Origin of the sequence: Bradyrhizobium sp. SPXBL-04 (assembly GCF_051853035.1) — a bacterium.
In the GTDB taxonomy this organism is placed as follows: Bacteria; Pseudomonadota; Alphaproteobacteria; order Rhizobiales; family Xanthobacteraceae; genus Bradyrhizobium; species Bradyrhizobium zhanjiangense.
In genome coordinates, this window is sequence record NZ_CP182472.1 from 6,502,492 (window position 1) to 6,526,393 (window position 23,902).

At 65.2% G+C, this 23,902-nt stretch carries 23 protein-coding genes and 1 pseudogene; 11 read left to right on the forward strand and 13 right to left on the reverse strand.

Features of this window, described 5'->3' with window-relative positions:
- Nucleotides 1-51 precede the first annotated feature (51 nt).
- Nucleotides 52-810 (reverse strand): SOS response-associated peptidase, encoded by a 759-nt coding sequence (locus tag ACNJX8_RS31300; protein WP_439357971.1) that lies wholly within the window; start codon nucleotides 808-810, stop codon nucleotides 52-54.
- 63 nt (nucleotides 811-873) lie between these two features.
- Between ACNJX8_RS31300 and ACNJX8_RS31305 the strand changes: the two genes are divergently transcribed.
- The 4 genes from ACNJX8_RS31305 (at nucleotide 874) to ACNJX8_RS31320 (ending at nucleotide 2,954) form a co-directional block, all read left to right on the forward strand.
- Entirely contained in the window at nucleotides 874-1,374 is a 501-nt protein-coding gene (locus tag ACNJX8_RS31305; protein WP_128935520.1) for a hypothetical protein, read from the forward strand.
- A 3-nt stretch (nucleotides 1,375-1,377) separates the two neighbouring features.
- Nucleotides 1,378-1,812 (forward strand): NUDIX hydrolase, encoded by a 435-nt coding sequence (locus ACNJX8_RS31310; RefSeq protein WP_128935521.1) that lies wholly within the window; start codon nucleotides 1,378-1,380, stop codon nucleotides 1,810-1,812.
- 206 nt (nucleotides 1,813-2,018) lie between these two features.
- Complete coding sequence (locus tag ACNJX8_RS31315; RefSeq protein WP_128935522.1) at nucleotides 2,019-2,396, forward strand: TIGR02301 family protein; 378 nt, start codon at nucleotides 2,019-2,021, stop codon at nucleotides 2,394-2,396.
- A 291-nt stretch (nucleotides 2,397-2,687) separates the two neighbouring features.
- The gene (locus tag ACNJX8_RS31320; RefSeq protein ID WP_091892566.1) at nucleotides 2,688-2,954 is read left to right on the forward strand and encodes a hypothetical protein; all 267 of its coding nucleotides are present in this window, start codon (nucleotides 2,688-2,690) and stop codon (nucleotides 2,952-2,954) included.
- A 178-nt stretch (nucleotides 2,955-3,132) separates the two neighbouring features.
- On the opposite strand, the gene ACNJX8_RS31325 is transcribed toward ACNJX8_RS31320, so the two are convergent.
- The 5 genes and pseudogenes from ACNJX8_RS31325 to ACNJX8_RS31345 form a co-directional block, all read right to left on the reverse strand.
- The gene (locus ACNJX8_RS31325) at nucleotides 3,133-3,453 is read right to left on the reverse strand and encodes a cupredoxin domain-containing protein (protein ID WP_439357972.1); all 321 of its coding nucleotides are present in this window, start codon (nucleotides 3,451-3,453) and stop codon (nucleotides 3,133-3,135) included.
- 9 nt (nucleotides 3,454-3,462) lie between these two features.
- Entirely contained in the window at nucleotides 3,463-3,996 is a 534-nt protein-coding gene (locus tag ACNJX8_RS31330) for a DUF4142 domain-containing protein (RefSeq protein ID WP_439357973.1), read from the reverse strand.
- Between the two features lie 91 nt (nucleotides 3,997-4,087).
- Complete coding sequence (locus tag ACNJX8_RS31335; protein ID WP_439410291.1) at nucleotides 4,088-4,777, reverse strand: RNA polymerase sigma factor; 690 nt, start codon at nucleotides 4,775-4,777, stop codon at nucleotides 4,088-4,090.
- A 255-nt stretch (nucleotides 4,778-5,032) separates the two neighbouring features.
- Nucleotides 5,033-5,895, reverse strand: a pseudogene (locus ACNJX8_RS31340) (sulfurtransferase).
- A gap of 232 nt (nucleotides 5,896-6,127) precedes the next feature.
- Nucleotides 6,128-7,462 (reverse strand): dihydroorotase, encoded by a 1,335-nt coding sequence (locus tag ACNJX8_RS31345; RefSeq protein WP_439357974.1) that lies wholly within the window; start codon nucleotides 7,460-7,462, stop codon nucleotides 6,128-6,130.
- Nucleotides 7,463-7,558: 96 nt separating this feature from the next.
- On the opposite strand from ACNJX8_RS31345, the gene ygfZ reads away from it, so the two are divergent.
- The 7 genes from ygfZ (at nucleotide 7,559) to ACNJX8_RS31380 (ending at nucleotide 14,340) form a co-directional block, all read left to right on the forward strand.
- A complete protein-coding gene (gene ygfZ, locus ACNJX8_RS31350; protein ID WP_439357975.1) occupies nucleotides 7,559-8,440 on the forward strand; it encodes a CAF17-like 4Fe-4S cluster assembly/insertion protein YgfZ in 882 nt (293 codons plus the stop codon).
- Nucleotides 8,437-9,063 carry a DNA-3-methyladenine glycosylase I gene (locus ACNJX8_RS31355; protein WP_128935529.1) on the forward strand — a complete coding sequence of 209 codons (627 nt, stop codon included), beginning with the start codon at nucleotides 8,437-8,439 and terminating at the stop codon, nucleotides 9,061-9,063. The genes ygfZ and ACNJX8_RS31355 overlap by 4 nt, the downstream gene beginning before the upstream one ends.
- The gene (locus tag ACNJX8_RS31360) at nucleotides 9,060-9,677 is read left to right on the forward strand and encodes a YfbR-like 5'-deoxynucleotidase (protein ID WP_439357976.1); all 618 of its coding nucleotides are present in this window, start codon (nucleotides 9,060-9,062) and stop codon (nucleotides 9,675-9,677) included. The genes ACNJX8_RS31355 and ACNJX8_RS31360 overlap by 4 nt, the downstream gene beginning before the upstream one ends.
- A 205-nt stretch (nucleotides 9,678-9,882) precedes the next feature.
- Complete coding sequence (locus ACNJX8_RS31365; RefSeq protein WP_128935531.1) at nucleotides 9,883-10,389, forward strand: tyrosine phosphatase family protein; 507 nt, start codon at nucleotides 9,883-9,885, stop codon at nucleotides 10,387-10,389.
- A complete protein-coding gene (locus ACNJX8_RS31370) occupies nucleotides 10,386-10,574 on the forward strand; it encodes a hypothetical protein (protein ID WP_439357977.1) in 189 nt (62 codons plus the stop codon). The genes ACNJX8_RS31365 and ACNJX8_RS31370 overlap by 4 nt, the downstream gene beginning before the upstream one ends.
- Nucleotides 10,571-11,539, forward strand: coding sequence for an NUDIX hydrolase (locus tag ACNJX8_RS31375; protein WP_439357978.1), 969 nt, complete (start codon nucleotides 10,571-10,573; stop codon nucleotides 11,537-11,539). Before ACNJX8_RS31370 ends, ACNJX8_RS31375 begins: the two co-directional genes overlap by 4 nt.
- Nucleotides 11,540-11,646: 107 nt before the next feature.
- Nucleotides 11,647-14,340 carry a DUF2339 domain-containing protein gene (locus ACNJX8_RS31380; protein WP_439357979.1) on the forward strand — a complete coding sequence of 898 codons (2,694 nt, stop codon included), beginning with the start codon at nucleotides 11,647-11,649 and terminating at the stop codon, nucleotides 14,338-14,340.
- A gap of 3 nt (nucleotides 14,341-14,343) precedes the next feature.
- Here the strand turns inward: ACNJX8_RS31380 and ACNJX8_RS31385 are convergent, their stop codons facing one another.
- The 7 genes from ACNJX8_RS31385 to ACNJX8_RS31415 form a co-directional block, all read right to left on the reverse strand.
- A complete protein-coding gene (locus ACNJX8_RS31385; protein WP_439357980.1) occupies nucleotides 14,344-16,032 on the reverse strand; it encodes a methyl-accepting chemotaxis protein in 1,689 nt (562 codons plus the stop codon).
- Nucleotides 16,033-16,302: 270 nt separating this feature from the next.
- Complete coding sequence (locus tag ACNJX8_RS31390) at nucleotides 16,303-18,273, reverse strand: methyl-accepting chemotaxis protein (RefSeq protein WP_439357981.1); 1,971 nt, start codon at nucleotides 18,271-18,273, stop codon at nucleotides 16,303-16,305.
- Between the two features lie 198 nt (nucleotides 18,274-18,471).
- Nucleotides 18,472-20,214 (reverse strand): methyl-accepting chemotaxis protein, encoded by a 1,743-nt coding sequence (locus ACNJX8_RS31395; protein ID WP_439357982.1) that lies wholly within the window; start codon nucleotides 20,212-20,214, stop codon nucleotides 18,472-18,474.
- Nucleotides 20,215-20,415: 201 nt separating this feature from the next.
- Entirely contained in the window at nucleotides 20,416-20,661 is a 246-nt protein-coding gene (locus tag ACNJX8_RS31400) for a DUF6894 family protein (protein WP_091892596.1), read from the reverse strand.
- A gap of 164 nt (nucleotides 20,662-20,825) precedes the next feature.
- Entirely contained in the window at nucleotides 20,826-21,425 is a 600-nt protein-coding gene (locus ACNJX8_RS31405; RefSeq protein ID WP_128942639.1) for a hypothetical protein, read from the reverse strand.
- A gap of 114 nt (nucleotides 21,426-21,539) precedes the next feature.
- Complete coding sequence (gene acuI / locus ACNJX8_RS31410) at nucleotides 21,540-22,526, reverse strand: acrylyl-CoA reductase (NADPH) (protein ID WP_439357983.1); 987 nt, start codon at nucleotides 22,524-22,526, stop codon at nucleotides 21,540-21,542.
- 41 nt (nucleotides 22,527-22,567) lie between these two features.
- The gene (locus ACNJX8_RS31415; protein WP_439357984.1) at nucleotides 22,568-23,821 is read right to left on the reverse strand and encodes an MFS transporter; all 1,254 of its coding nucleotides are present in this window, start codon (nucleotides 23,819-23,821) and stop codon (nucleotides 22,568-22,570) included.
- Nucleotides 23,822-23,902 lie beyond the last annotated feature (81 nt).

The following is a 23,902-nucleotide window of genomic DNA, read 5'->3' on the forward strand; positions in this document are numbered from 1 at the left end:
GGCGCACGATGATGGGCACGCTTCGCTTTGCCCACCCTACGGCATCGGCGATCAGAACAACGACCCCTGCCCGTCATCCACCGAGGTAACCGCAGCCTTCCGCGCCACCTTCTTCGGCTTCACCACCTCCGCCGCCATCTCCTCCGCACTGATCTGCAGCAGCAACTGCTCGTCGTCATTGGCGACGCGGTTGACGCGGGTGGAGACCGGATGCCAGGCGAACTCGCCGATGCGCGGGGCGGCCATCAGCGGCAGGATCGCGTCGATTTCGTCGCTGCGGCAGTCGAGCCAGCGCTCGAAATCGCGCGGGCTGATGGTGACGGGCACGCGGTCATGCAGCGCGGCGAGATCCTCGCCTGCCGCCGCCGTGACGATCGCGACCGTGTCGAGTTCCTCGCCGTTCGGGCCGACCCAGGTCTCGAACACCGCAGCAAAGCCGAGCGGCGCGCCGTCGGCGCGATGGATGAAGAAGGGCTGCTTGCGGCTACCCTCCGCCTTCCACTCGTAATAGCCGTCCGCCGGGATCAGGCCGCGCCGGCGGCGAATCGCCTTTTTGAAGGCGGGCTTCTCCAGCGCCGTCTCGGAGCGGGCGTTGATCAGGAGCGTAAATCCGCGGGGGTCCTTGACCCAGCTCGGCAGCAGGCCCCAACGCATCAGGCGGAAATGGCGTGCGCCGTTCTCGATCAGCACGACCGGAATCGGCTGCGTCGGGGCGACGTTGTACCGGGGCGGGAAATTCGGCTGCTCGACATAGCCGAACAGTTGCCGCAAAGCCGCGGGGGCCGAAGTTATGACGAAGCGTCCACACATCCTGGGGTATCTATATAGGGTCCGTTCAGGTCCTTTTAACCCCGAACGTTAACACTGCGGCCGATGAGCTCAACGGTCTCCCAGCCCGCGCGGACGCATGTACAGACGGGCCCCGAGGCCGCCGCCTGGGCCGAGCGGCTGCGCGTCGCCAACATCAATCCGCGGACCGGGCTTGCCACCGACTATCTCAACCATTTCAATGAAGCCGTGATGCTGCTGGAAATGGTCCCCGACATGCCGGAATGCGCGGAAGATTTTCTGACCTGGACGCCACTGTCCTATGCCGAGCATTTCACCGCGTCGAATTTCAGGGCGCGCGACCTCGCCATCGAGGCCTATGAGAAGGCCGATCCCAACGTGCGCGCCCAGTTCGACCACATCACGGATACCATGACGTCGATCCTGACCGCGGTCGGCTCGGCCATGCGCGAGGTCGAGAAGGACACGACGCGCGTCCGGCTCGCCGAGCAGGCCACGGCCTGGGTCAAGCCGCTGATCGCGGCCTGCGGCGGCATCATCAATGGCGGCGCCGAAGCCGACATCGACACCATCATGGCGAACTGAGCCGTGGTTTCGGCGGTCCAGCCTGCTCACCCCCAGATTGCGGTCAGTGCCGCGATTTTTCGCGACGGCAAGGTGCTTCTAACCCGCCGCGCCCGCTCGCCCGCAAAAGGGTTCTATTCGCTGCCCGGCGGCCGGGTCGAGTTCGGCGAATCGCTGCACCAGGCCCTGCTGCGCGAGGTCGATGAGGAGACCGGGCTCGCCATCGAGATCATTGGTCTCGCTGGCTGGCGCGAGGTGCTGCCGGCGGCGGCCGGAGCCGGTCATTACCTGATCATGTCCTTTGCCGCCCGCTGGGTAGCCAAGGAACCCGTTCTGAACGACGAGCTCGACGACTACCGCTGGATTGCCCCGGACGCGTTGGCAGGCCTCGCCGACCTCAAGCTGACCGGGGGGCTGGAGGAGGTCATTCAGTCGGCGCGGCGTCTGATTGGGGCTTAGAGCGAGCCGCGAGATCCGCTGCACCTCTCCCGCTTGCGGGAGAGGTCGACGCGCGAGAGCGCGGCGGGTGAGGGTTTTCTCCTCTTGGGGATTTCTCGCCCGCGGAAGCACCCTCTCCCCACCCCTCCCCCGCAAGCGGAGGAGGGAGCGCACCGCTCCCGTGGCTCGCCTTGCGTCCATTGAGCGAAGGGGGCATACACCCGGCGATGTCCACGCGATTTCTGGCCATTTTTGTCCTGATTCTCGCCTGCGCCTCCGTGCCCGCCCGGGGCCAGGAGGGGGCAGCGCCGTTTGACGGCGATTTGCAGCGGCTGGCGGAGATCCTCGGCGGGCTGCACTATCTGCGCGGCATCTGCGGGTCCAACGAGGGCAACAAATGGCGCAACGAGATGCAGGCGCTAATCGATGCCGAAACCCCCTCCGGCGAGCGCCGCACCCGCATGATCGCCGGCTTCAACCGCGGCTATAACGGCTTCCAGCAGACCTATCGGAGCTGCACGCCGGCGGCCACGGTGGCGATCCGCCGCTATATCGAGGAAGGCTCGAAGATCTCGCGCGATCTCACGGCGCGCTACGCGAACTAGACTCTTTCTTTCAATCGCGCCCTGCGCTGCTAGTCCCTCATCCTGAGGAGCCGCGAAGCGGCGTCTCGAAGGATGAAGAGCCCGGCTGCAACAGCGTGGGCCTCTATGGTTCGAGACAGCGCTGCGCGCCTCCCCACCATGAGGGTTTGGCGGTAGCTGGAACTCTGTCATCGATTTTGTTCACAGCCGTTAACCGTTCTTAAAGATGTGGCCTAGCGGTCGTTAACGCCCGTGCTACACCTCTCGCACAGCGCATCGCCGTGGATCGCGCCCCAGCCCTGATCGAGTTTCATGAGCCAGCCGATTTCCTACGCCCCCGCCCGCGCGCCACTGCCCGATCACGAGCAGAAGCAGGCCGCACTGAGCTATCTCAATGAGGCATGGGCCGAGGCGCGCCATGAAGGTGTCGACGGCGACTGCCTGGCGCAGGCAAGCCTGTTCGCGGCCTTTGCCGAACTCGTCGGCACCTACGGCGAGGACGCGGTGGCGAAATTCGTCGAGGGCTTTCCCGGCCGCATCCGCAACGGCGAATTCTCGGTCAGCCTCTCCAGGCAATAACCGTTTTCGAAAAATGACCCCGCCACGGGACGGGGCCAGTTCACGGATGAATGACTTTGCGAAGTGCTCGCGAAGTCTGCCGCGATTTATCGCATGGAAGCGATTGAACGCGGACAAGCATTAGTCTGGCGATGACCGGGAGACGTTCCCGATGCGATCGGGAATGCACGCCCAGGCATCAGGGCTCGACTTTCAGCGTCGCCTTCATATTGGGATGATAGCGACAGTAATAATCGACCGTTCCCGCCTTCTTCACAACGAACGTCGCCGACTTCTTCGGCAGCAGAGGGACGTCAAAATCGCCGTTGGTCGCGGTGGCGGTATGGGCGAAGATATCCTTGTTGATCCACTCAACGGTGTCGCCGACCTTGGCCGACATTTCGGCCGGCGAGATCACGAGATTGTCCATCGTGATTTGAATGGTCGCCGCACGCACCGGGACGACGATTGACAGGACCATGACCGCAAGCGCGATCGAAGCGAGGCGTCCCGGCTTCATCGCACCCTCCTATTTCAGCTCGGCCGCGACGTGCTCGGCGTGCTGCTGATGACCCTGGAAGATCTTCAGGCCGGTCTGCAACAGGCTCTTCAGCTCGTTATTGCTCGCGGACGGAATGAGCTGGGTCTCCAGCGCGCTATTGACCGCCTTGTGGTAGGCGACCTCGTTCTGGACATAGGCCTTGTCGAAGGCGGCGCCGCTCAGCTTGTCGAGCTCAGCCATCTTGTCGCTCGCCTGCTTCGACAGCGCCCGGCTGGTGTCGTTATCTTCAGGCGTGACGTTCAGCTTTTTGACCAGCGCGAGCGCCTGCTTGTTGACCGCCTCGTGGTCGCGCAGCATGTCCTCGGCGAAGGCCTTGACGTCCTTGTTCTTGGCTTTCTTCTGCGCCTGCTTGGCCGCGTTGATGTCGATTACGCCCGCGGTGTAGGCGATGTGGGCGATCTGCGGATCGGTGGGCTTGTCGGCTGCGCGAGCGCCGTGCAGCAGCGCAGGACTCGACAGCAGGACGGCTGCGGCGATCGCCGCGCTCGATCGGAAAAACATGGCTTGATACTCCTGTGGTGCCGGACGTTTGGGCCGGCGCGTTGCTTCACAGGAGTTGGATGGGCATTTCGCGCAAACGTTCCCGAAAACTTTAGCTGCCGAAGCCGAGCCGCTTCAGCACTGCTTCAGTCAAGCGCTCACAGCGCCACCCGGCGAACGGGAACGCATCCATCACCACCGGGCCGATCTCCTTCTCGACGTTCTCGCGCAGCATGGTGCGGGCGCGGTGCAGCCGCGTCTTCACCGTCTCGGGCTTGACGGCGAGCAGATCGGCGGTCTCCTCGATACTCATGCCTTCCATGACCCGGGCGACGAACACCATGCGGAAGACATCCGGCAACTCGTCGATGGCGCGTTCGACGACGCGCTGGATTTCACGTTGGGCCATTGTCCTTTCCGGATCACCTGCGGGAGAAACGGGAAACTTGATGATCTGCGCGTCGAGCGCGGCATCTGGTATCGCACCGAGCTCGACATCGGGCTTTCGGCTGCGCACCCGGCCGAGCGCCTCGTTGATGGCGATGCGCGACAGCCAGGTCGACAACCCGGCCTCGCCCCGGAAGCCATCGAGACGGGTGAACGCGCGGACGTAGGTTTCCTGCACCACGTCCTCGGCTTCGCTGTCGCTGCGCAGGATTCCGCGCGCGAGGCGATAGAGCCTGCGGTTGTTGGCCTGCATGATCTCGCGCAAGGCGGCTTCGTCACGCGCCCGCGCCCGGTCGATCAGTTCGGCTTCCAATGTCCTGGCGCCGGCGGACAGGCCGGCTGCGGTCCGTTGCATGGCTGGTACCTGCTTATTTCGCCTCGTTCCGGACATTGGATGCAGGCCCAGGAAAAAGGTTCCCAACATTCTTACTCGGGGCTCCGACCCTCCCCTGGAGGGGGAGGGTCGCTTCGCATGGAGCAAAGCGCAATGCGAAGCGGGGTGGGGTGATCTCTCCAAACGGGCACCGCCAATGGCGAAAGACTGTCACCCCACCCCGCTCGCGCTGCGCGCGACCGACCCTCCCCCTTCAGGGGAGCGTAAGTAAGCACCCTAATCCGTCTCGATCGGCAGCGCCGGATCCCTCGCCCATTCGCCCATGGAGGCGTCATAGAGCGTGAGCTTATCGTAGCCGAGCTGCGTCAGCATGAGCAGGTCGATCGTCGCCGAGATGCCGCCGCCACAATACAAGATCACATTTTTATCGCGCGTAACGCCTTGGGCGGTGAATTTGGCCTCGGCTTCTGCAAGCGTCGTCAGCGTTTTGTCGGCATTGGTGAGCGACGCCGCTGGGACGTTGACGCTGCCCGGCACACGGCCGGGCCGGCCATAGCGGCTCGGCTCGAGACCCTGATGAAATTGCGGACCGAGCGCGTTGACGATAACGGCCGCGGGATCGCCGATCCGGGCCTTCACGATGTTCTTGTCGACGAAATAGCCTGGGCGCGGCGCGGCCTTGAACGTGCGGCAGGATAGCCCTTCGGCGCACCTCTCTCGACCGGCCGCCCCTCGTCCTTCCATTTGTCGAAACCGCCGTCGAGCACACGCGCATCGACGCCGAGCGAGCGCAGCATCCACCAGAACCGCGTCGACCACATCATCGTGCCGATGCTGTAGAGCACGATGATCTTGGATGAATCGAGGCCATGCCGGCCGAAGGCAGCCTCCAACTGGGCCACATCGGGCATCATGAAAAACTGTTGTGCGGAGGTGTCGGAGAACTCGCCCTGCAAATCGAGGAAATCGGCGCCGGGAATGTGGCCGGCCGCAAACGTCTTGTCGCCGGGCACCGCTCGATACGGCACGTCGCTGCCCGGCGGCACCGGCTCGTTGTACGTCGTGCAGTCGTAGAGGCGGAGGTCGGGATCGCCGAGCAGGCCTGCGAGTTGCTCGGTGGTGATGAGGGGTTGAGTCAATTGAATGCTCTCCCATGCTTCCTCAATGTCGTCCCGGCGAAGGCCGGGACCCATACCGCGTGATCTATCGGTGGACGTAGGTATTCGTACCGAGGGAAGGCCCAGCAACGACTAGTCTTCGCCAAACGTCTCCCTGTGGTTATGGGTCCCGGCCTTCGCCGGGACGACACTGAGGGTGTAGCACAATTTACCCATCTCACGCGCAGCACGGCAGCGCCGCGAGCAAAATCCCCTACGCCTTCAGCGTCTCCAGAAACCGCACCGGCTCGCCTTGCGAAGACGTCACGAGCTCGCCCTGCCACATCACGCGGCGGCCGCGGATGAAGGTGCCGACGGGCCAGCCGGTGACGCGGACGCCGTCATAGGGGGTCCAGCCGGCTTTGGATGCGACCCATTTGTTGGTGATGGTCTCGCTGCGCTTCAGGTCGACGATGGTGAAGTCGGCGTCGTAACCGGCGGCGATGCGGCCCTTGCAGGCCATGTTGTAGACGCGCGCGGGGCCGGCGCTTGTGAGATCGACGAACCGTGCCAGTGACAGCCGGCCGGCATTGACGTGATCGAGCATGATCGGCACCAGCGTCTGCACGCCGGTCATGCCGGAGGGCGAGGCCGGATAGGTCTTCTGCTTCTCGTCCAGCGCATGCGGGGCGTGGTCGGAGCCGAGCACGTCGATGATGCCCTGCTCGATGCCACGCCAGATTCCGGCGCGGTGATCGGCGCCGCGCACCGGCGGATTCATCTGCGCCAGCGTGCCGAGCCGCTCGTAGCATTCGGGCGCGGCCAGCGTGAGATGATGCGGCGTTGCTTCGCAGGAGGCGACGTCCTTGTGGTCGCGCAGGAACTCGATCTCTTCCTTGGTCGAGATGTGCAGCACATGGATGCGCTTGCCCGTCTCATGCGCGAGCTTGACCAGGCGCTGTGTCGCCATCAGCGCCGCGGTCTCGTCGCGCCAGACCGGATGCGACCGCGCATCGCCCTCGATGCGCAGCGATTTGCGGTCGTTGAGGCGGTACTCGTCCTCGGCGTGGAACGCGGCGCGGCGGCGGATGACCTGGAAGATGCGCCGCAGGCTCTCGTCGTCCTCCACCAGCAGCGCGCCGGTCGAGGAGCCAATGAACACCTTGACGCCGGCGCAGCCCGGCGCGCGCTCCAGCACCGGCAGATCCTGCACGTTCTCGCGGGTGCCGCCGATGAAAAAGGCGAAATCGCAATGCATGCGGTGACGAGCGCGCTTCACCTTGTCGGTGAATTCGGCTTCCGTCACCGTGAGGGGCGAGGTGTTCGGCATCTCGAACACGGCGGTGACGCCGCCCATCGCGGCGCTGCGCGAGCCGGTCTCGAGGTCTTCCTTGTGCGTCAGCCCGGGCTCGCGGAAATGCACCTGCGTGTCCATCACGCCGGGCAGGATGTGCAGGCCCTTGCAGTCGATCACCTCCGCGGCGCTGGCTTGCGACAGCGTGCCGATCTCGGCGATACGGCCACCCGTGATACCGATATCGCGCAGGCCCTCGCCGTCCTGGTTGACCACGGTGCCGCCTTTGAGGATCACGTCAAAACGCTGGGTCATGGGGCCTCTCTCATCCCCAAGCGCAGGGCTCGAGGTCTTGTCGTTTTTGCCTTGCGGGCTTACGTTCCGGAGCAACATGTCGCAAGAGATTTTCGCATGAAATCAGCGTTTCTTCCCGACCGGGGCGTGGTCAAGGTCGCGGGCGAGGATGCGCGCAACTTCCTCAACGGCCTCGTCACCACCGATGTCGACAGGCTCAAGCCGGGCCTGGGGCGATTCGGCGCGCTGCTGACGCCGCAGGGCAAGATCATCGTCGATTTCCTGATCACGGAGGTGCCCGCCGGCCATGGCGGCGGGTTCCTGATCGATTGCCCGAAAGCGCTGGCCGAGGGCCTCGCCACCAAGCTGAAATTCTACAAGCTGCGCGCCAAGGTCACGGTGGAAAACCTCTCCGATGCTCTGGGCGTGCTCGCAGCCTGGGACGGCCAGCCTGCCGCTCAGCCCGACCTCGGCTTCGCCGATCCGCGCCACAATGAGCTCGGCTATCGCATCCTGATCCCCGAGGATCTCAAGCAGAAGCTGTCCGATCTCATCGGCGCCGAGCTGGTCGATGCCGCCGAATACGAGGCTCACCGCATCGCGCTCGGCGTGCCGCGCGGCGGGCTCGATTTCATGTACAGCGACGCCTTCCCGCACGAGACCAATATGGACCGGCTTGCCGGCGTCGATTTCGACAAGGGCTGCTATGTCGGCCAGGAGGTCGTCTCGCGCATGCAGCATCGCGGCACCGCGCGCACCCGCAGCGTCAAGGTGCTGCTTGAGGGACCCTCGCCCGAGATTGGTGCCACCATTCTCGCCGGCGACAAGCCGGTCGGCACCATCGGCTCGACCGCCGGCGGCAAAGGCATCGCGCTGGTGCGTGTCGACCGCGTCGCCGATGCGCTCGATGCGGGCCAGCCGCTCACCGCGGGCGGCCTCGCGCTGACGCTCGCCGAACCCGACATCGTCCGCATTCCATCGAAGCAACCCATCGCATGAGCCGCGCTCCTCGCCTGCATCCCGACGGAAAGACCCGCTGCCCCTGGCCCGGCGAAGATCCGCTCTATGTCGCCTATCACGACACCGAATGGGGCGTGCCTGAGTATGACGACCGCGCACTTTACGAAAAGCTGATCCTCGACGGCTTCCAGGCCGGCCTCTCCTGGATCACGATCCTGCGCAAGCGCGACAATTTCCGCAAAGCCTTCGACGATTTCCAGCCGGAGAAGATCGCGCGCTACAACGACAAAAAGGTGCACGCGCTGATGAACGATGCCGGCATCGTGCGCAACAAGGCCAAGATCGACGGTACGATCCTGAGCGCAAAATCGTATCTGGAGATCATGGAGAAGGGACCGGGCTTCTCGAAGCTGTTGTGGGACTTCATGGACGGCCGCCCCAAGGTCAACAATTTCAAGACCAGCGCGAGCGTACCAGCCTCGACGCCGCTGTCGGTGCAGATCTCCAAGGAGCTGTCCTCGCGCGGCTTCAAGTTCGTCGGCCCGACCATCGTCTATGCCTTCATGCAGGCGACCGGCATGGTCAACGACCATCTGGTCGACTGCCATTGTCACGCGACCTGCGGCAAGACGCAGCGCAAGCCGCGCCTCAAGGCCAAATGACAGCCGAGAAGAAGACCGCGCGCGATGCGCAGTCCCGCGCCTGGCAGCGCATGCTGTCGGGCCGGCGGCTCGATCTGCTCGATCCCTCCCCGCTCGACGTCGAGATCGCCGACATCGCGCACGGGCTGGCGCGCGTGGCCCGTTGGAACGGCCAGACCATCGGCACCCACATCTTCTCGGTCGCGCAGCATACGCTGCTGGTGGAGACCGTGATGCGGCATGAGATGCCGCGCGTCGACCAGCGCGTGCGGCTCGCAGCCCTGCTGCATGACGCACCCGAGTATGTCATCGGCGACATGATCTCGCCGTTCAAGGCCGTGCTCGAGGGCCATTACAAAACGGTCGAGAAACGCCTGCTCAGCGCCATCCACGTCCGCTTCGGGCTGCCGCCGGTGCTGCCGGAGGAGATCACGCAGGCGATCAAGGCTGCCGATCGCGGCGCGGCTTATCTGGAGGCGACCGAGCTTGCCGGTTTCAGCGAGAGCGAGGCACGGCGCCTGTTCGGCAAGGATCCCGGCCTACCCGACAGCGTCCGGCGCGACTATCTCACGCCCTGGACCGCGGCGCGGGCCGAGAAGCAGTTCCTGGAGCGGTTTGGCGCGGTGATTGCGTAGGGCAGTGGTGCCTCGATCTCTGTTGTCGTCCCGGCGCAGGCCGGGACCCATACTCCGGAAAGGGGTTTTGCGAAGACTGGGAGTTGCCACCGCCTCAGTCACGCCGGCCGGTGGTTATGGGTCCCGGCCTGCGCCGGGACGACAATGTGGGATGCTTTGCCCACCCTACGGCCGCTCGCTATAATCGGCGCCAAAAAGGTCCGCCATGATCCACGTCTGTTCCCTCGCCGCACTTCCCGAAACCGTCCGCCTCACTGGCGCCAGCCACGTGCTGACGGTGATGGCCAATGTCGAGCAGGTGGCGCGGCCCGTGTCCGTGCTGCCGGCCAACCATCTCAAGGTGTCGATGGACGATATCACCGAGGAGATGGACGGCTTCGTCGCACCGTCAGAGACGCATATCGAGCAGGTGTTGAATTTCGTGCGCGGCTGGGACCGCAGCGCGCCGCTGGTGGTGCATTGCTACGCCGGCATCAGCCGCTCCACCGCCAGCGCGTTTGCAGCGGTATGCGCGCTCAATCCGAACCGCGACGAGATCGAGATCGCCAAGAAGATCCGCGCGGCCTCGCCGATCGCTTCGCCGAACCGGCGCATCGTCGGCCTCGCCGATCGTGCATTGGGACGCAACGGCCGCATGCTGCGCGCGCTCGACGAAATGGGCCCGGGCGCGATGATGGTCGAGGGCCGCCCCTTCGTGATCGAGCTCGAATGACAGCTGCGCGCGACAACGCAGGTGTTGCCGTCATGGCCGGGCATAGCGGTCTGAAGGACGGCGTCGCTTCGCTCGCCTATGTCCCGGCCATCCACGAACTTTCCAGCAGTACGAAGAACGTGGATGCCCGGGACAAGCCCGGGCATGACGAGTTTGCTGGAACACCCGCGATCATGATCGCATGAAAGACAAGCTGCTGACGCCGATCGAGATTGGCCTGACCGCCGCGATCGTCGCGATCGAGGACCACGAACCGCAGATCCTCACCGCACGCGCCGGTGACGGGCTTGCCGGCCTGCCGTTCGGGCCGTTCGATGCGCTCGCCCATCGCACCTTCGAGATCGGCCTGCGCGCCTGGGTCGAGCAACAGGCGGGCCTGCGGCTTGGCTATGTCGAGCAACTCTACACGTTCGGCGACCGCGGCCGTCATGCCGAAGCCGCCCACACCGGCGCGCACATGGTGTCGATCGGCTATCTGGCGCTGACGCGCGCCGTCGATGGCGAGCTCGCCGCGACAGGCGCGAGCTTCGAGCCATGGTATCGCTTCTTCCCCTGGGAAGACTGGCGCGAGCAGCCGCCAGAGATCATCGCCCGCGACATCATCCCGGCGCTGATGAAATGGGCCGAGGAGGAGACACCGGAGACGACGCGCGCGCTGCCGCGGAAGGATCGCGTGCGGTTCTATTTCGGTCTCGACGGTGCGCCCTGGGACGAGGAGCGCGTGCTCGACCGCTATGAGCTCCTGTACGAGGCCGGGCTGATCGAGGAGGCGCGGCGCGACGGCAGGCCTGCGGCATTAGCGCGCAAGACGCTTCCCGCGCTTGGGACCTCGATGCGGTTCGATCACCGGCGCATCCTCGCCACAGCCATCGCGCGGCTGCGTGCAAAACTGAAGTATCGTCCTGTCGTCTTTGAACTTTTGCCCGCCGAGTTCACACTCACGGAATTGCAGCATACGGTGGAGGCCATCTCCGGCCGCCACCTGCACAAGCAGAATTTCCGCCGCCTCGTCGAAACGGAAGCTCTGGTCGAACCGACCGGGGCGATGTCGACACAGACCGGCGGACGCCCGGCGGCGCTCTATCGCTTCCGCCGCGACGTGCTCCAGGAGCGGCCCGCGCCGGGCTTGCGCGTACGCTCCCGGCGCTGAGCATGATCCGGAAAAGTGCGTAAGCGGTTTTCCGAGCAAGGTCATGCTCCAAACTAAGATTGTAAGATTTCGCGATCGGCCCTGCCCGCCGGTTGCCCGGAGGCTTCATGTTCGACGGCCCGTTTGACGTCTTTGCGTTGATCATTGCGATCGCCGCCTTCCTCGTCGCGATCAAGGCCTCCAGTCAGGCAGCCGAACTGCGCCGCCGACTAAGCTCGCTCGAAGAGACGTTTGACGCGCAGCGGCGGGTTCAGCCGCCGCCACTCACGCCGACGTGGGAGCAGGCGCCCGCGACGGCTGCGGCGCAGCCGCCGCCGCTTGCGCCGGAAGCTGAGCCGGCACCGCCACCCGCCATCGAAGCTGTTTCGCCGCCGCCGCTCGAAACGAGCACCGAGGCCGCTGCACCGCCTCCGCTGCCTGCATCCGCACCCGGCTTCGAGGAGCGACTCGGCACGCGCTGGGTGGTGTGGATCGGCGGGCTCGCACTCGCGCTCGGCGGCTTCTTCATGGTGCGCTATTCGATCGAGGCCGGCCTTGTCGGCCCCGGCGTGCGCGTATTCCTCGGCGGCCTGTTCGCGCTGGCGCTGCTAGGTGCCGGCGAATGGACGCGGCGCAAGGAAAGCATCTCGACGATCCAGGCGCTGCCGATCGCCAACATCCCAGCGATCCTCACCGCGGCCGGCACGGCGGTGGCGTTCGCGACCATCTATGCAGCCTATGCGCTCTACGGTTTCCTCGTGCCCGCCACCGCCTTCGTGCTGCTCGGCCTCGTCGCGCTCGGCACGCTGGCCGCTGCGCTGCTGCATGGGCCCGCGCTCGCGGGCCTTGGCGTCGTCGGCGCGTTCGTGACGCCGGTCCTCGTCTCCAGCGGCAAGCCGGACTATTGGGCGCTCTACATCTATCTCGCGATCGTGACCGCCGCGAGCTTCGGCCTCGCCCGCATCCGGCTGTGGCGTTGGCTCGCGGTGACCACCATCGTCTTCGCGGTGCTCTGGACTTTCATGGGGCTCGAGCCCGAATTGCAGGTGGCGCCGCACGCCTTCCACGTCATTGCGGGCTTCACGCTCGCTTCCCTCCTCGTCGTCTGCGGCTTCATGTTCGGCCCAACCATCGAGGACGGCGAGATCGAGCCGGTGTCGTCGAGTTCGCTCGGCGCCTATCTGTTCGCAGCCATGATCATCGTGCTGTCGAGCGCGCATGCCGATCTGGCGCTGATCGCCTTCACGCTACTCGTCGGCGCGACCCTGCTCGTCGCCTGGCGTGGGCCGGCAGCAACCGGTGCGCTGGGCGCGGCCGCGGCAACCGTCTTCATCGTGTTCGCCGAATGGGCGGTGCGGGCCAATCCCGACATGCTGGTGCTGCCGGGCGGTCCCCTGCCGGGTGTCGGGCCAGCAGCGATCGACAGCTCCGTGACGCTGCATCTGGTGATGGCCGCGGCCTTCGCCGCCGGCTTCGGCATCGCCGGCTTCCTCGCGCAGGGCCGGTCGAATTCGGCTGTCATTCCCGTGGTGTGGTCGGCCGCGGCGGTCGCCACACCGATCGCGATCCTGGTTGCGCTCTATGCGCGCATCGCCCATCTCGACCGCTCGATCCCGTTTGCGATCCTCGCCGTGCTGCTCGCCGCCGCCTTTGGTGCTGCAACCGAATCGCTCACCCGCCGCGAGACCCGGCCGGGCATCATGATCTCCACGGCGCTGTTCGCGACCGGCACGCTCGGCGCGCTGGCGCTGGCGCTGACCTTCGCGCTGGAGAAGGGCTGGCTCACCATCGCGCTCGCGCTGATGTCGCTCGGCACCGCCTGGATCTCGATGCAGCGGCCCATCCCGTTCCTGCGCTGGCTCGCCGCCATCTTTGCCGGCATCGTCACCGCTCGGATAGCCTACGATCCGCGCATCGTCGGCGATGCCGTCGGCACCACGCCGATCTTCAATTGGCTGCTTTGGGGCTACGGCCTGCCGGCGGCATCGTTCTGGGGCGCGAGCATCTTCCTGCGCCGCGGCGCCGACGATCCGCCGCTGCGCATGGTCGAGACCGCCGCGATCCTGTTCACCGCGCTGCTCGCCTTCATGGAGATCCGGCACTTTGCGACCGGTGGCGAGATGATCTCGCCGCCGTCGCTGCTCGAGTTCGCGCTGCAGGTCTGCGTCACGCTCGCGATAGCGATCGGGCTGGAGCGCCTGCGACTGCGCAGCCACAGCATCGTGCACAATGTCGGCGCGATCGCGCTCAGCGCGATCGCCGCGCTCATAAGCGTGTTCGGCCTGCTGATCCTGGACAACCCGCTGCTGTTCTCCAGCGTCAATGTCGGCGGCCTTGTGTTCAACCTGCTGCTGCTCGGCTACGCGCTCCCCGCGATGCTGATGCTGCTGCTGTCCTACGCCGTGGCGGGACATCGCCCCGTCGCCTACGCCAATACGATCGCGGGCGGGGCACTGGTGTTTGCGCTCACCTACGTGACGTTGGAGATCCGCCGCTTCTATCACGGCCCGGTCCTGCTCTACGGCGGCACCACAGGCGCGGAGCAATACACCTATTCGATCGGCTGGCTCGCCTTCGGCGTGGTGCTGCTCGGCGTCGGCATCCTGGTCAATTCGGAGCGCGCGCGGCTGGCCTCTGCCGCCGTCATCGCGCTGACGATCCTCAAAGCCTTCGTCATCGACGTGTGGACGCTGACAGGCGTCTATCGCGCGCTGTCGTTCATGTGCCTCGGCGTCGTGCTGGTGGCGATCGGCTGGCTCTACCAGCGCATCCTGTTCCGGCGACAGGTCGCACCGCCGCCGGTTCCACAGACGGGCAGTTGAGGATCAGGCGGCGCGGACCGACTCCAGGAACTGCGCGACTTCGACCTTCAGGCGGGTGCTGTCGGTCGCCAGCGATTTGGCCGCCGACAGCACTTCGGTCGAGGCCGAGCCGGTCTCGGTCGCACCGCGCTGCACGTCGGTGATGTTCATCGAGACCTCCTGCGTGCCGACCGAAGCCTGCTGCACGTTGCGTGAGATCTCCTGCGTGGCCGCGCCCTGCTCTTCGACGGCGGCGGCGATCGCCGCCGAGACCTCGGACAGCCGCTCGATGGTGCCGCCGATCTCCTGGATGGCGCTGACGGATTCCTGCGTGGCGGCCTGGATGCCCGACACCTGCGCTCCGATCTCGCCGGTCGCTTTCGCGGTCTGCTCGGCGAGCGCCTTCACTTCCGAGGCAACGACGGCGAAGCCGCGGCCGGCCTCGCCGGCGCGTGCCGCCTCGATGGTCGCGTTCAGCGCCAACAGATTGGTCTGGCCGGCGATGGTGTTGATGAGCTCGACGACGTCGCCGATGCGGGCCGCCGCCTGCGACAGCGCGTTGACGCGCTCGTTGGTCCGCGCCGCCTGTTCGACGGCTTCCGCGGCCATCCGCGCCGAATCCTGAACGCGGCGGCTGATCTCGGTGATGGAGGAGGACAGCTCCTCCGAGGCGGAGGCCACGGCCTGGACGTTGGTGGAGGCCTCCTCGGAGGCAGCTGCGACGACGGTCGCGAGCTTCTGGCCGCGCTGCGCCGTGTTGGTCAGCGTCGTCGCCGATGCCTCCAGCTCGGTCGAGGCCGACGACACGGTCCCGACCACTTCACCGATCATCGCTTCGAACTTGCGGGTGATGGCGTCGACGCGGCGACCGCGCTCGATCTTGGCCTCGGCGTCGCGCGCCGCTGCCTCGTCGGCGGTTTTCTTGGCGATCAGCGCCTCCTTGAAGATCTGCAGCGCATCGGCCATCGAGCCGATCTCGGTCTTCTCGCCGCGATGCGGCACCTCGGCCGAGAGGTCGCCTTCGCCGAGCGACTGCATCGGACGGATGATCGAAGCAATGCCGCGGGAGACGTCGCGCACGAGATAATAGGCGGCGCCGATCGCGATCACGACCGAGAGCACGATGATGCCGACCAGCACGCGGAAGATCGTGGCGTAGCTGTCGGCCGCCTGCTTCGTCTCCAGCTCGGCGCCCTGATTGTTTAACTCGATGCCCTTCTGGAGCAGGGGATCGGCGGCCTGGGCCATCTTCGCGACCTTGGTCTGCAACAGCTCGTTGGCATCGGTCGGGAAGCGACCGACGCTCTTGCGCGACAGCGCCATCACGTCCTGAACGCCATTCAGATACTCAGCCCACGCCTTGGCCCATTGTCCGTAGAGCGAGCGCTCCTCGGCAGCGGTGATCAGCGGCTCGTAGACCTTGCGGGTCTTCTCGATGCGTTCGCGCAAGGAGGCCAGGCGCTTCTCGGCGGCTTCCTTGCCTTCAGCGGTATCCTGCATCAGGTGCAGACGCAGCGCGACGCGCAGCTCGTTGATGTCGGCGCGCATGGAGCCGAGCGCACGCACGCTCGGCAACCAGCTCTGCGCAATCTCGACGGTGTGGGCGTTGATGTTCTGCATCGTGCCGATCGCCGTCACGCCGACACCGGCGAGCGAGAGCACGAGGACCGACAACACGGTCAGCAGCTTGAACACGATCGACAACTTCGACATCACACGAATCCCGATGATAGCTGGCAGCGCGCACGTCGCCTGCGCCACAGCGTCACGACGGACGACCGGGCGGAGGTCAGTTCAACAATGCTGGCTGGTTCTTAATCCGTAGAATTGCGCCCTATATTCGCAAGCAGGCGTTAACATGGTCCTACGTAAAACTATTGGACGTCCCGACAATCGCTATTTTCCCCGACCATCCGCTGCAGCTGCACAGATCTCGCGCGGCGCCGTGCTTCATGCATAGCAACATCGCCAGGGCCGACGTCGTCACGCGGCCAGCACCGACTCCAGGAAACGCGCCACTTCGCTCTTCAGCCGGTTGCTCTCCTGCGAGAGCGACTGGGCGGCCGAATGCACCTGCGCAGAAGCAGCCCCGGTCTCGCCGGCGCCGCGCTGGACATGGCCTATGTTCGCCGAGACCTCCGAGGTGCCCTGCGCGGCGTTTTGGATGTTGCGGGAGATCTCCTGCGTCGCGGCGCCCTGCTCCTCGACCGCGGCGGCGATGGTCGACGAGATCTCCGACATGCGCGCTATGGTGTCACCGATCTCCTTGATCGCGCCGACGGAGTCCTCCGTCGCGGCCTGGATCGCGCCGATGTGCTGGCCGATCTCGCCCGTCGCCTTGGCGGTCTGCTCGGCAAGCGCCTTCACTTCCGTCGCCACCACGGCGAAGCCCTTGCCGGCCTCGCCCGCCCGCGCCGCCTCGATCGTCGCATTCAGCGCCAGCAGGTTGGTCTGGGCGGCGATGGTGTTGATCAGATCGACCACGTCGCCGATGCGGCCCGCCGCTTTTGTCAGCTCGGCGACGCGCGCATTGGTACGCTGCGCCTGTTCCACCGCAACGTCGGCGACCCGCGCCGATTCCTGCACCTGACGGCTGATCTCGGTGATTGAAGAGGTCATCTCTTCACTTGCAGCCGACACCGACTGAACGTTGGCGGAGGCCTCCTCCGAGGCTGCAGCCACAGCCGTGGCGAGCCCGTTGCCGCGCTCGGCGGCCTCAGTCAGCGTGTTGGATGATGCTTCGAGCTCGGTTGCCGCCGATGACACGGTCTCGACGATCTCGCCGACCGCGCCCTCGAAGGCATCGGCAAGCCGCTGCATGTCCGCCTTGCGCTGTTCAGGCCCACGTGCATCGGCCTCCGTCTGCTCGACGCGCAGCCGCTCGGCCTCCACCATGTTGGTCCTGAACACCTCGACCGCGCCGGCCATCTCGCCGATCTCGTCCCTGCGTCCGACACCGGGAACAGCTATCGAGAGCTCGCCGCGCGCCAGCCGCGTCATCGCGCCCACCATGGCGCCGAGCGCGTTCGAGATCGAGCGTCCGAGCAGGAAGCCGACCGCCGCGAGCACGACGACGGTGACGCCGAAGGCGACCATCATCCACAGACGTACGGCATCGCGGGTCGCGGCCTCGGCAACATCGGTCTGCTTCTGCATGGCATCGACGGCGCTCTGCACTTCCGCCATGACGGGCTCCAGCTCGCGAAACGTCTTCATCATGCTGGCGTCGAGGGCCGCAGTCTGCTGCGCGGTCTCCGCCCAGGCCGCGAACTCGGACTGGTATTTCTGCAGCTTGGCGGTGATGTCGTTCATCGCCGCCGTAGGGACCGCGACGACTTCTATCGCCTTGGAGAATTCTGCCGCCGCCTTCTTCATCTCGGCAATGTATTTTGGATCGCGCCGCAGCATGAAATCCTTCTCGTGCCGGCGCATCATCAGCATCCAGCTCGTCGTCCGCGGATCGTCGATCTGCTTCAGCTTGGTCTCGATGTCGTGCGCCGCGGCGCGGAGCGAGCCGGACAGGCCGAGCGTCTCGTTCAGGCCGAGCTTGGTCTCGGCCGCCACCAGGGCGCCGAAATCCGAGGCATAGCGCTTGAAGCCGGTCTGGGCCTGCTTCATCCTGTCGGACAGCGCACTCATGCCGCCAGTCGTCAACAACCGCTCCACATCGTCGAAATCACGATTGATCGGTCCGATCAGCTCGGCATGCGCCTTGGCGAAGCTTTCGTTTCGCCGCTGCTGGAAATTCTTCTCGTTGCGGCGCGCTTCCAGCATTTCGATCGAAAGCTGCTTGTCGAGATCAGCGATCGCGCGGGCGCGGTTGGCAACCTCGCGCGACGCATCCTGGGAGAGGCTGCCGATCTCGTAGATTGCACCGAAGGCGGCGAGACCGATAAGGCCGAAGAGTCCGATCGCCATGACCTTATGGGTGAGGCGAATGGAAATGCCGCTCATTGAATGTGCTCCAACGACTGAGACGCAATACATGAAGGGCGACTCAGCGCCCGGAATATTGCGGAGATCATGCCTGCATCGCTTTTCCGGAAGGTTAACCCTGCGCGCATCGGTCGCGGCGTCGAAATACGAACGCGCGCAACCATCGCAGTTTCGCGCGCGGCGGTTGCAGATCGGGGTCTGCTCAAGACGCCACCGTCAGCCGGCGCGCACAGAGCCGAGAAACTTGCCGACCTCGAGCTTGAGGCGGTTGCCGTCACCGGACAGCATTTGCGCGGCAGACAGGACTTGCGAGGACGCCGAGCCGGTCTCGCTTGCGCCGCGCTGCACGTCAGTGATGTTGGACGACACCTGATGAGTGCCTTCTGCAGCCTGCTGCACATTGCGGGAAATTTCCTGCGTCGCGGCGCCCTGCTCTTCCACGGCCGCCGCAATCGTCGAAGAGATCTCCGACAGCTTCTCGATGGTGTCGCTGATGTCCCTGATCGCGCCGACCGAATGTTCGGTCGCGGTCTGGATGCTGGAAATCTGCTGCCCAATCTCGCCGGTTGCCTTGGCCGTCTGCTCGGCCAGGGCCTTGACCTCGGAGGCAACCACCGCAAACCCCTTGCCCGCTTCGCCGGCGCGGGCGGCCTCGATCGTGGCATTGAGTGCGAGCAGATTTGTCTGGCCAGCGATCGAATTGATCAACTCGATCACGTCGCCGATGCGCGTCGCCGCCTTGGACAACTCGCTGACCCGCTCGGTCGTGACACGAGCCTGGCCCACCGCTTCGTTGGCCACGCGCGCGGACTGCTGAACCTGACGACTGATCTCGTTGATCGATGAGGACAGTTCTTCGGTAGCGGATGCCACCGACCGCACGTTGGTCGAGGCCTCTTCGGAGGCGGCAGCAACCACCGTGGTCAACTCCTGCGCGCGCTCGGCGGTCGAGGTGAGCGTCGAAGCCGAGGCCTCGAGCTCGGTCGAGGCCGAAGAGACGGTCTCGACGATCTCGCCGATGGCGGATTCGAAACTGTCGGCGAGCCTGTGCATTTCGGCCTTGCGTCGCGCGGCCGCGATCTGGTCCTGCCTGATCTTGGCTTCGGCCTCCTCTTGCGCCTTCCGCTCGGACACGATCTTGAATTTCTCGACGGCAGCAGCAACGCCGCCCACCTCGTCCTTGCGACCAAGCCCGGGTAGCACCACTGAAAAATCGCCGCCGGCGAGCTTGTCCATGGCCACGGTGAGCGCGCGGATCGGCCGCGCGATGCTGAGGAAGGAGAGGAGCCAGGAGCCGATCAGAACGAGCGCCGCGAAGGCGCCGACCGCCGTTCCGATCTGCTCGCTCGATCTCATCTGAGCAGCAGCCGCGGCGTTGTCCTCGTCGGATTTGTGTCTCGCATAGTCGGCGATCTGGCTGATCAGCGCGTCGAGTTGGGCTGCGATCGGCAGGGTAACCTCCCGCGCGATGCGAATGCCTTCGTCATTGAGCTTCGCGGCGCGCGTCGCGCCGTCTGGGCCAGACGCGGCGACGGCGACGGCTTCGCCGCGCACACCGGCAATCTGCTGCGCAGCTTCGCCATAGTCCGCCGCGAGCGATCTCAGTTTCTCCATGCGGACACGATTCTCCGCCGCGTGAGAAAGCCTCAGCATCGCCTCGACCAGCATGCTCATCGAATTCTGCTGATCGCCGAGACTCTGGCTGGCCTTGTGAAGATCGGCCGCGCTATTGGCGAGACGAAGGTCTCGCACTGCGAGTTGCATGCCGCGAACTGCAACTTCGGCCCTGATTGCGTCGCGCGCGATCTCCTGCTGTGCAAGTGCGCTTTGGCTGGTCTCGCGGATGCTCGCATTGCCGAGCATCTGGCTCGCAATCATGGCTCCAACCAGGAGCACTCCGAGAGCCGAAGCGATCGCCAGCTTGGTCCCGATCCGCATATCCTGAAAAAGGCTCAACATGGTACGTTTCCCAAGCAACGAGCTGCCAAGTCATTGCTGGCCGCTTGGACGTTGATCGCCCTTACCGTGAAAGCCTATCGGTCAGAGTTCCCCTTTTGGTTAATGAGCGCCCTCGCAGAAATACTGATTTTGCGCGCTAAATAATTGAAATTGAACGAGGATAGTCTCGTCATAGTTGTAAATTGCAGCTTGAAGTCGGACCTAGGACGTTTTGCATCCGACAGCCTCTCCAACCAGGCTGACGCGAAAAATCGGCTGCTTGTTCTCGTCAAGCAGCTCCATGCGCCACTCGGCATTCGGCTTCAGGCCGCGGGCGATGCCGCCGAGCAGATTGGCGCAAACCTCGGTCATCTCGGTCCAGGCCGCTGCGCGATCCTCGAACTCGTAAGGTTGGTCGGCAGCGCCGGAATAGCGGCCGGTGCTGATGCGGAAAAAGTACAGCGACATCGTTGAACCCTTGCGTAGGGCCGCGTCCCCCGGCCGTACGCAAACTGGGACGCGAACAGCTACCAACGCATGAAAGCCGCCGTCCGTATGACTACGGCGCGGCGGCTTCGTGTTCGATAGGGATCTTTAACGACAAAGTGCGCGGCCTGCCCCGCGCAGCCAGCTCACTGAGTCGAGCGGCGCAGCTCCAGCGGAGCCTCGGTCTTCGCCGGTTCCGATTTGGCTTCCGACTTTACCGGCTCGAGGCGACCGCTCTCGACACGCGGCGTCTCGACCCGCGCGGCGACCTCTGTGTTGGGCGCGCCGATCGAACCTGTGCGCTCCGATGAGCGCAGCGAGCGCGGACGCGCGACGGCGCGCGCCATCAGCATCTGATTGCCGCCCTGATGGTGGAAGTCGCAATAGGCGAAGCCCATGCCCGACACCGAGCCGCGGAAGCTGCGTTCGTCGGTCTTTTCCAGGTTGAAACAAGGCTCGAACGGAATGCCCTTGATCGAGGCGCAGACGTTCTGGCCGCGAATCTGGAGCGTGTTGCCGGGCAGGCGGAGATGTTTCACCGGGCCTGCGCCGGAGAACTGCACCGCGCCGGCGGCGCCGAGGTCGTCGAGGATGCGGCCCGCACCGCGGGTGCCGTCGAAACAGGTGAAAGCAAACACCTTGCCGGCGACGAAGCGGCGCGCCTCGTCTGCATTCATGCTTCCGGCAATGGCCGGCGCAAACGTCGCTGCCGCCGTGACAGCCCCCAACACAATACGCGCAAGCATGCTCAACTCCGAACCAACCCCGCGGCGGGCGATGCCTTATCTCTCTTTACCCGCTGCTTACCATACTAACCATGGCAAGATTGGAGCAGCTTGGTTGGTAAAGTCTGAACGCCGTCAGACTATTTTTACCACGATGCGACCGCGGACCGCGCCGGCCAGAATTTTCGCGCCCCAATCGGGCACCTCGACAAGCGGAATTTCATGAGTGATTTCAGCTAGTTTCGTCCGGTCGAGATCGGACGCCAGGCGCTGCCAGGCGGCTTTCCGCGGCTCGATCGGGCACATCACCGAATCGATGCCGAGAAGGCACACTCCGCGCAAAATGAAAGGCGCGACAGAAGATGGCAGGTCCATGCCGGCCGCCAGGCCGCACGCCGCGATCGCTCCGCCGTATTTCGTCATCGACAGGAGGTTGGCGAGCGTGGTCGAGCCGACGCTATCGACGCCACCCGCCCAGCGCTCCTTGGCCAGAGGCTTCGCCGGTGCCGACAATTCGTTGCGGTCGATCACTTCGGCTGCGCCCAGGTGCTTCAGATAGTCTGCCTCCGAGGCGCGACCGGTCGATGCGATGACGTGATAGCCGAGCTTCGACAGCACCGCGGTCGCAACCGAGCCGACGCCACCGGCGGCACCCGTCACCACCACCGGGCCACTCTTCGGCGAGATGCCGTGCTTCTCCAGCGCCAGGACGGACAGCATCGCGGTGAATCCGGCAGTGCCGATCGCCATGGCGTCGCGCGCCGACAGGCCCTGCGGCAGCGCGACCAGCCAGTCGCCCTTCACCCGCGCCTTCTCGGCATAGGCGCCGAGATGGGTTTCGCCCATGCCCCAGCCGGTGCAGACCACCTTGTCGCCCGCCCTCCACTGCGGGTGCGAGGACGCTTCAACCGTGCCGGCGAAATCGATGCCGGCGATCATCGGGAAGCGGCGCACCACCGGCGCCTTGCCGGTGAGCGCGAGGCCGTCCTTGTAGTTCAGCGTCGACCATTCCACACGCACGGTGACGTCGCCGTCCATCAGCTCGGCTTCGTCGAACTGCGTCAGCTGCGCGGTGGTGCCCTTGTCCGCCTTGTCGATCCGGATTGCCTTGAACGTGGCCACGACTGAACTCCCTGACTTGTTTGTCGGGAATGTTTAGCCGATCAGGCCGGCTGCGCAACCGCCCGTGCGACCGGTTTCTCCACGATCGGGAGATTGATCAGTGCGGAGAGCACGCCAAACAGGATCGAGAGCCACCAGATCGGCGTGTAGGAACCGAAGCGCTCGAACACGACGCCGCCGAGCCAGACACCGAGGAAGCCGCCGACCTGATGGCTGACGAAGGCAAAGCCATAGAGCGTTGCGAGCCAGCGCGTGCCGAACATCAGCGCCACCAACGCCGAGGTCGGCGGCACCGTCGACAGCCAGGTCAGGCCGGAGATCGCACCGAATGCGATCGCCGAGAACGGCGTGATCGGGAACGAGATGAAGGCGAGCGTCGCGAGCGCGCGGGTGAAATAGATCGTCGAGAGGATGTAGCGCTTGGGCAGCGTGTTCTGGAGGTAGCCGACACTCAACGAGCCCATGATGTTGAACAGGCCGATCGCCGCGATCACCCAGCCGCCGGTTTGCGCCGAGATGCCGCGATCGACCAGGAAGGCCGGCAGATGCACCGTGATGAAGGCGAGCTGGAAGCCGCAGGTGAAGAAGCCGAGCACCAAGAGCACGTAGGAGCGGTGACCGAAGGCTTCCGCCAGCGCCTTGGTGAAGGTCTGCTCATCCGCAGGCGCCGTGTTGGCCGGGCTTGCGACCGGCGGCGTCGAGAGTGCTAGCGACAGCGGGATGATCAGCAGCATCAGGAAGCCGAACACGGAGAGCGCCTGCTGCCAGCCGAAATTGTCGATCAGCGCAACGCCGATCGGCGCGAACAGGAACTGGCCGAACGATCCCGCCGCGGTGCCGGCACCGAGCGCAAGGCCGCGCTTCTCGGCCGGCAGGAGCTTGCTGAACGCCGACAGCACCAGATTGAACGAGCAACCGGCGAGGCCGAAGCCGATCATGACGCCGGCGCCGATGTCGAGCGACAGCGGGGTCGAGGAGTAGCGCATCAAGAGCAGACCGCCGGCATAGAGCAGAGCGCCGACACACATCACCCGGAACAGGCCGAAGCGATCGGCGACCGCGCCGGCGAGGGGCTGGCCCAAGCCCCACAGCAGGTTCTGCACGGCGATCGCGAGGCCGAACACGTCGCGGCCCCAGGCAAACTCATGACTCATCGGCTGCACGAAGAAGCCGAGCGCCGATCGCGGGCCGAAGCCAAGCATGCCGATCGCGCAGCCGCATAGAATGATGACGGCCGGGGTGCGCCAGGTCGAGGAACGTGAGACCGGAGCGAGCTCGCCTATCTGTGTCGACATGGTGTTCCTCGTCTGTCGTTGGCGGATTCGCAAATAGGAAGCCACGAGTCAGGTCGTTTAATGCATCTGCATGAAAATCCC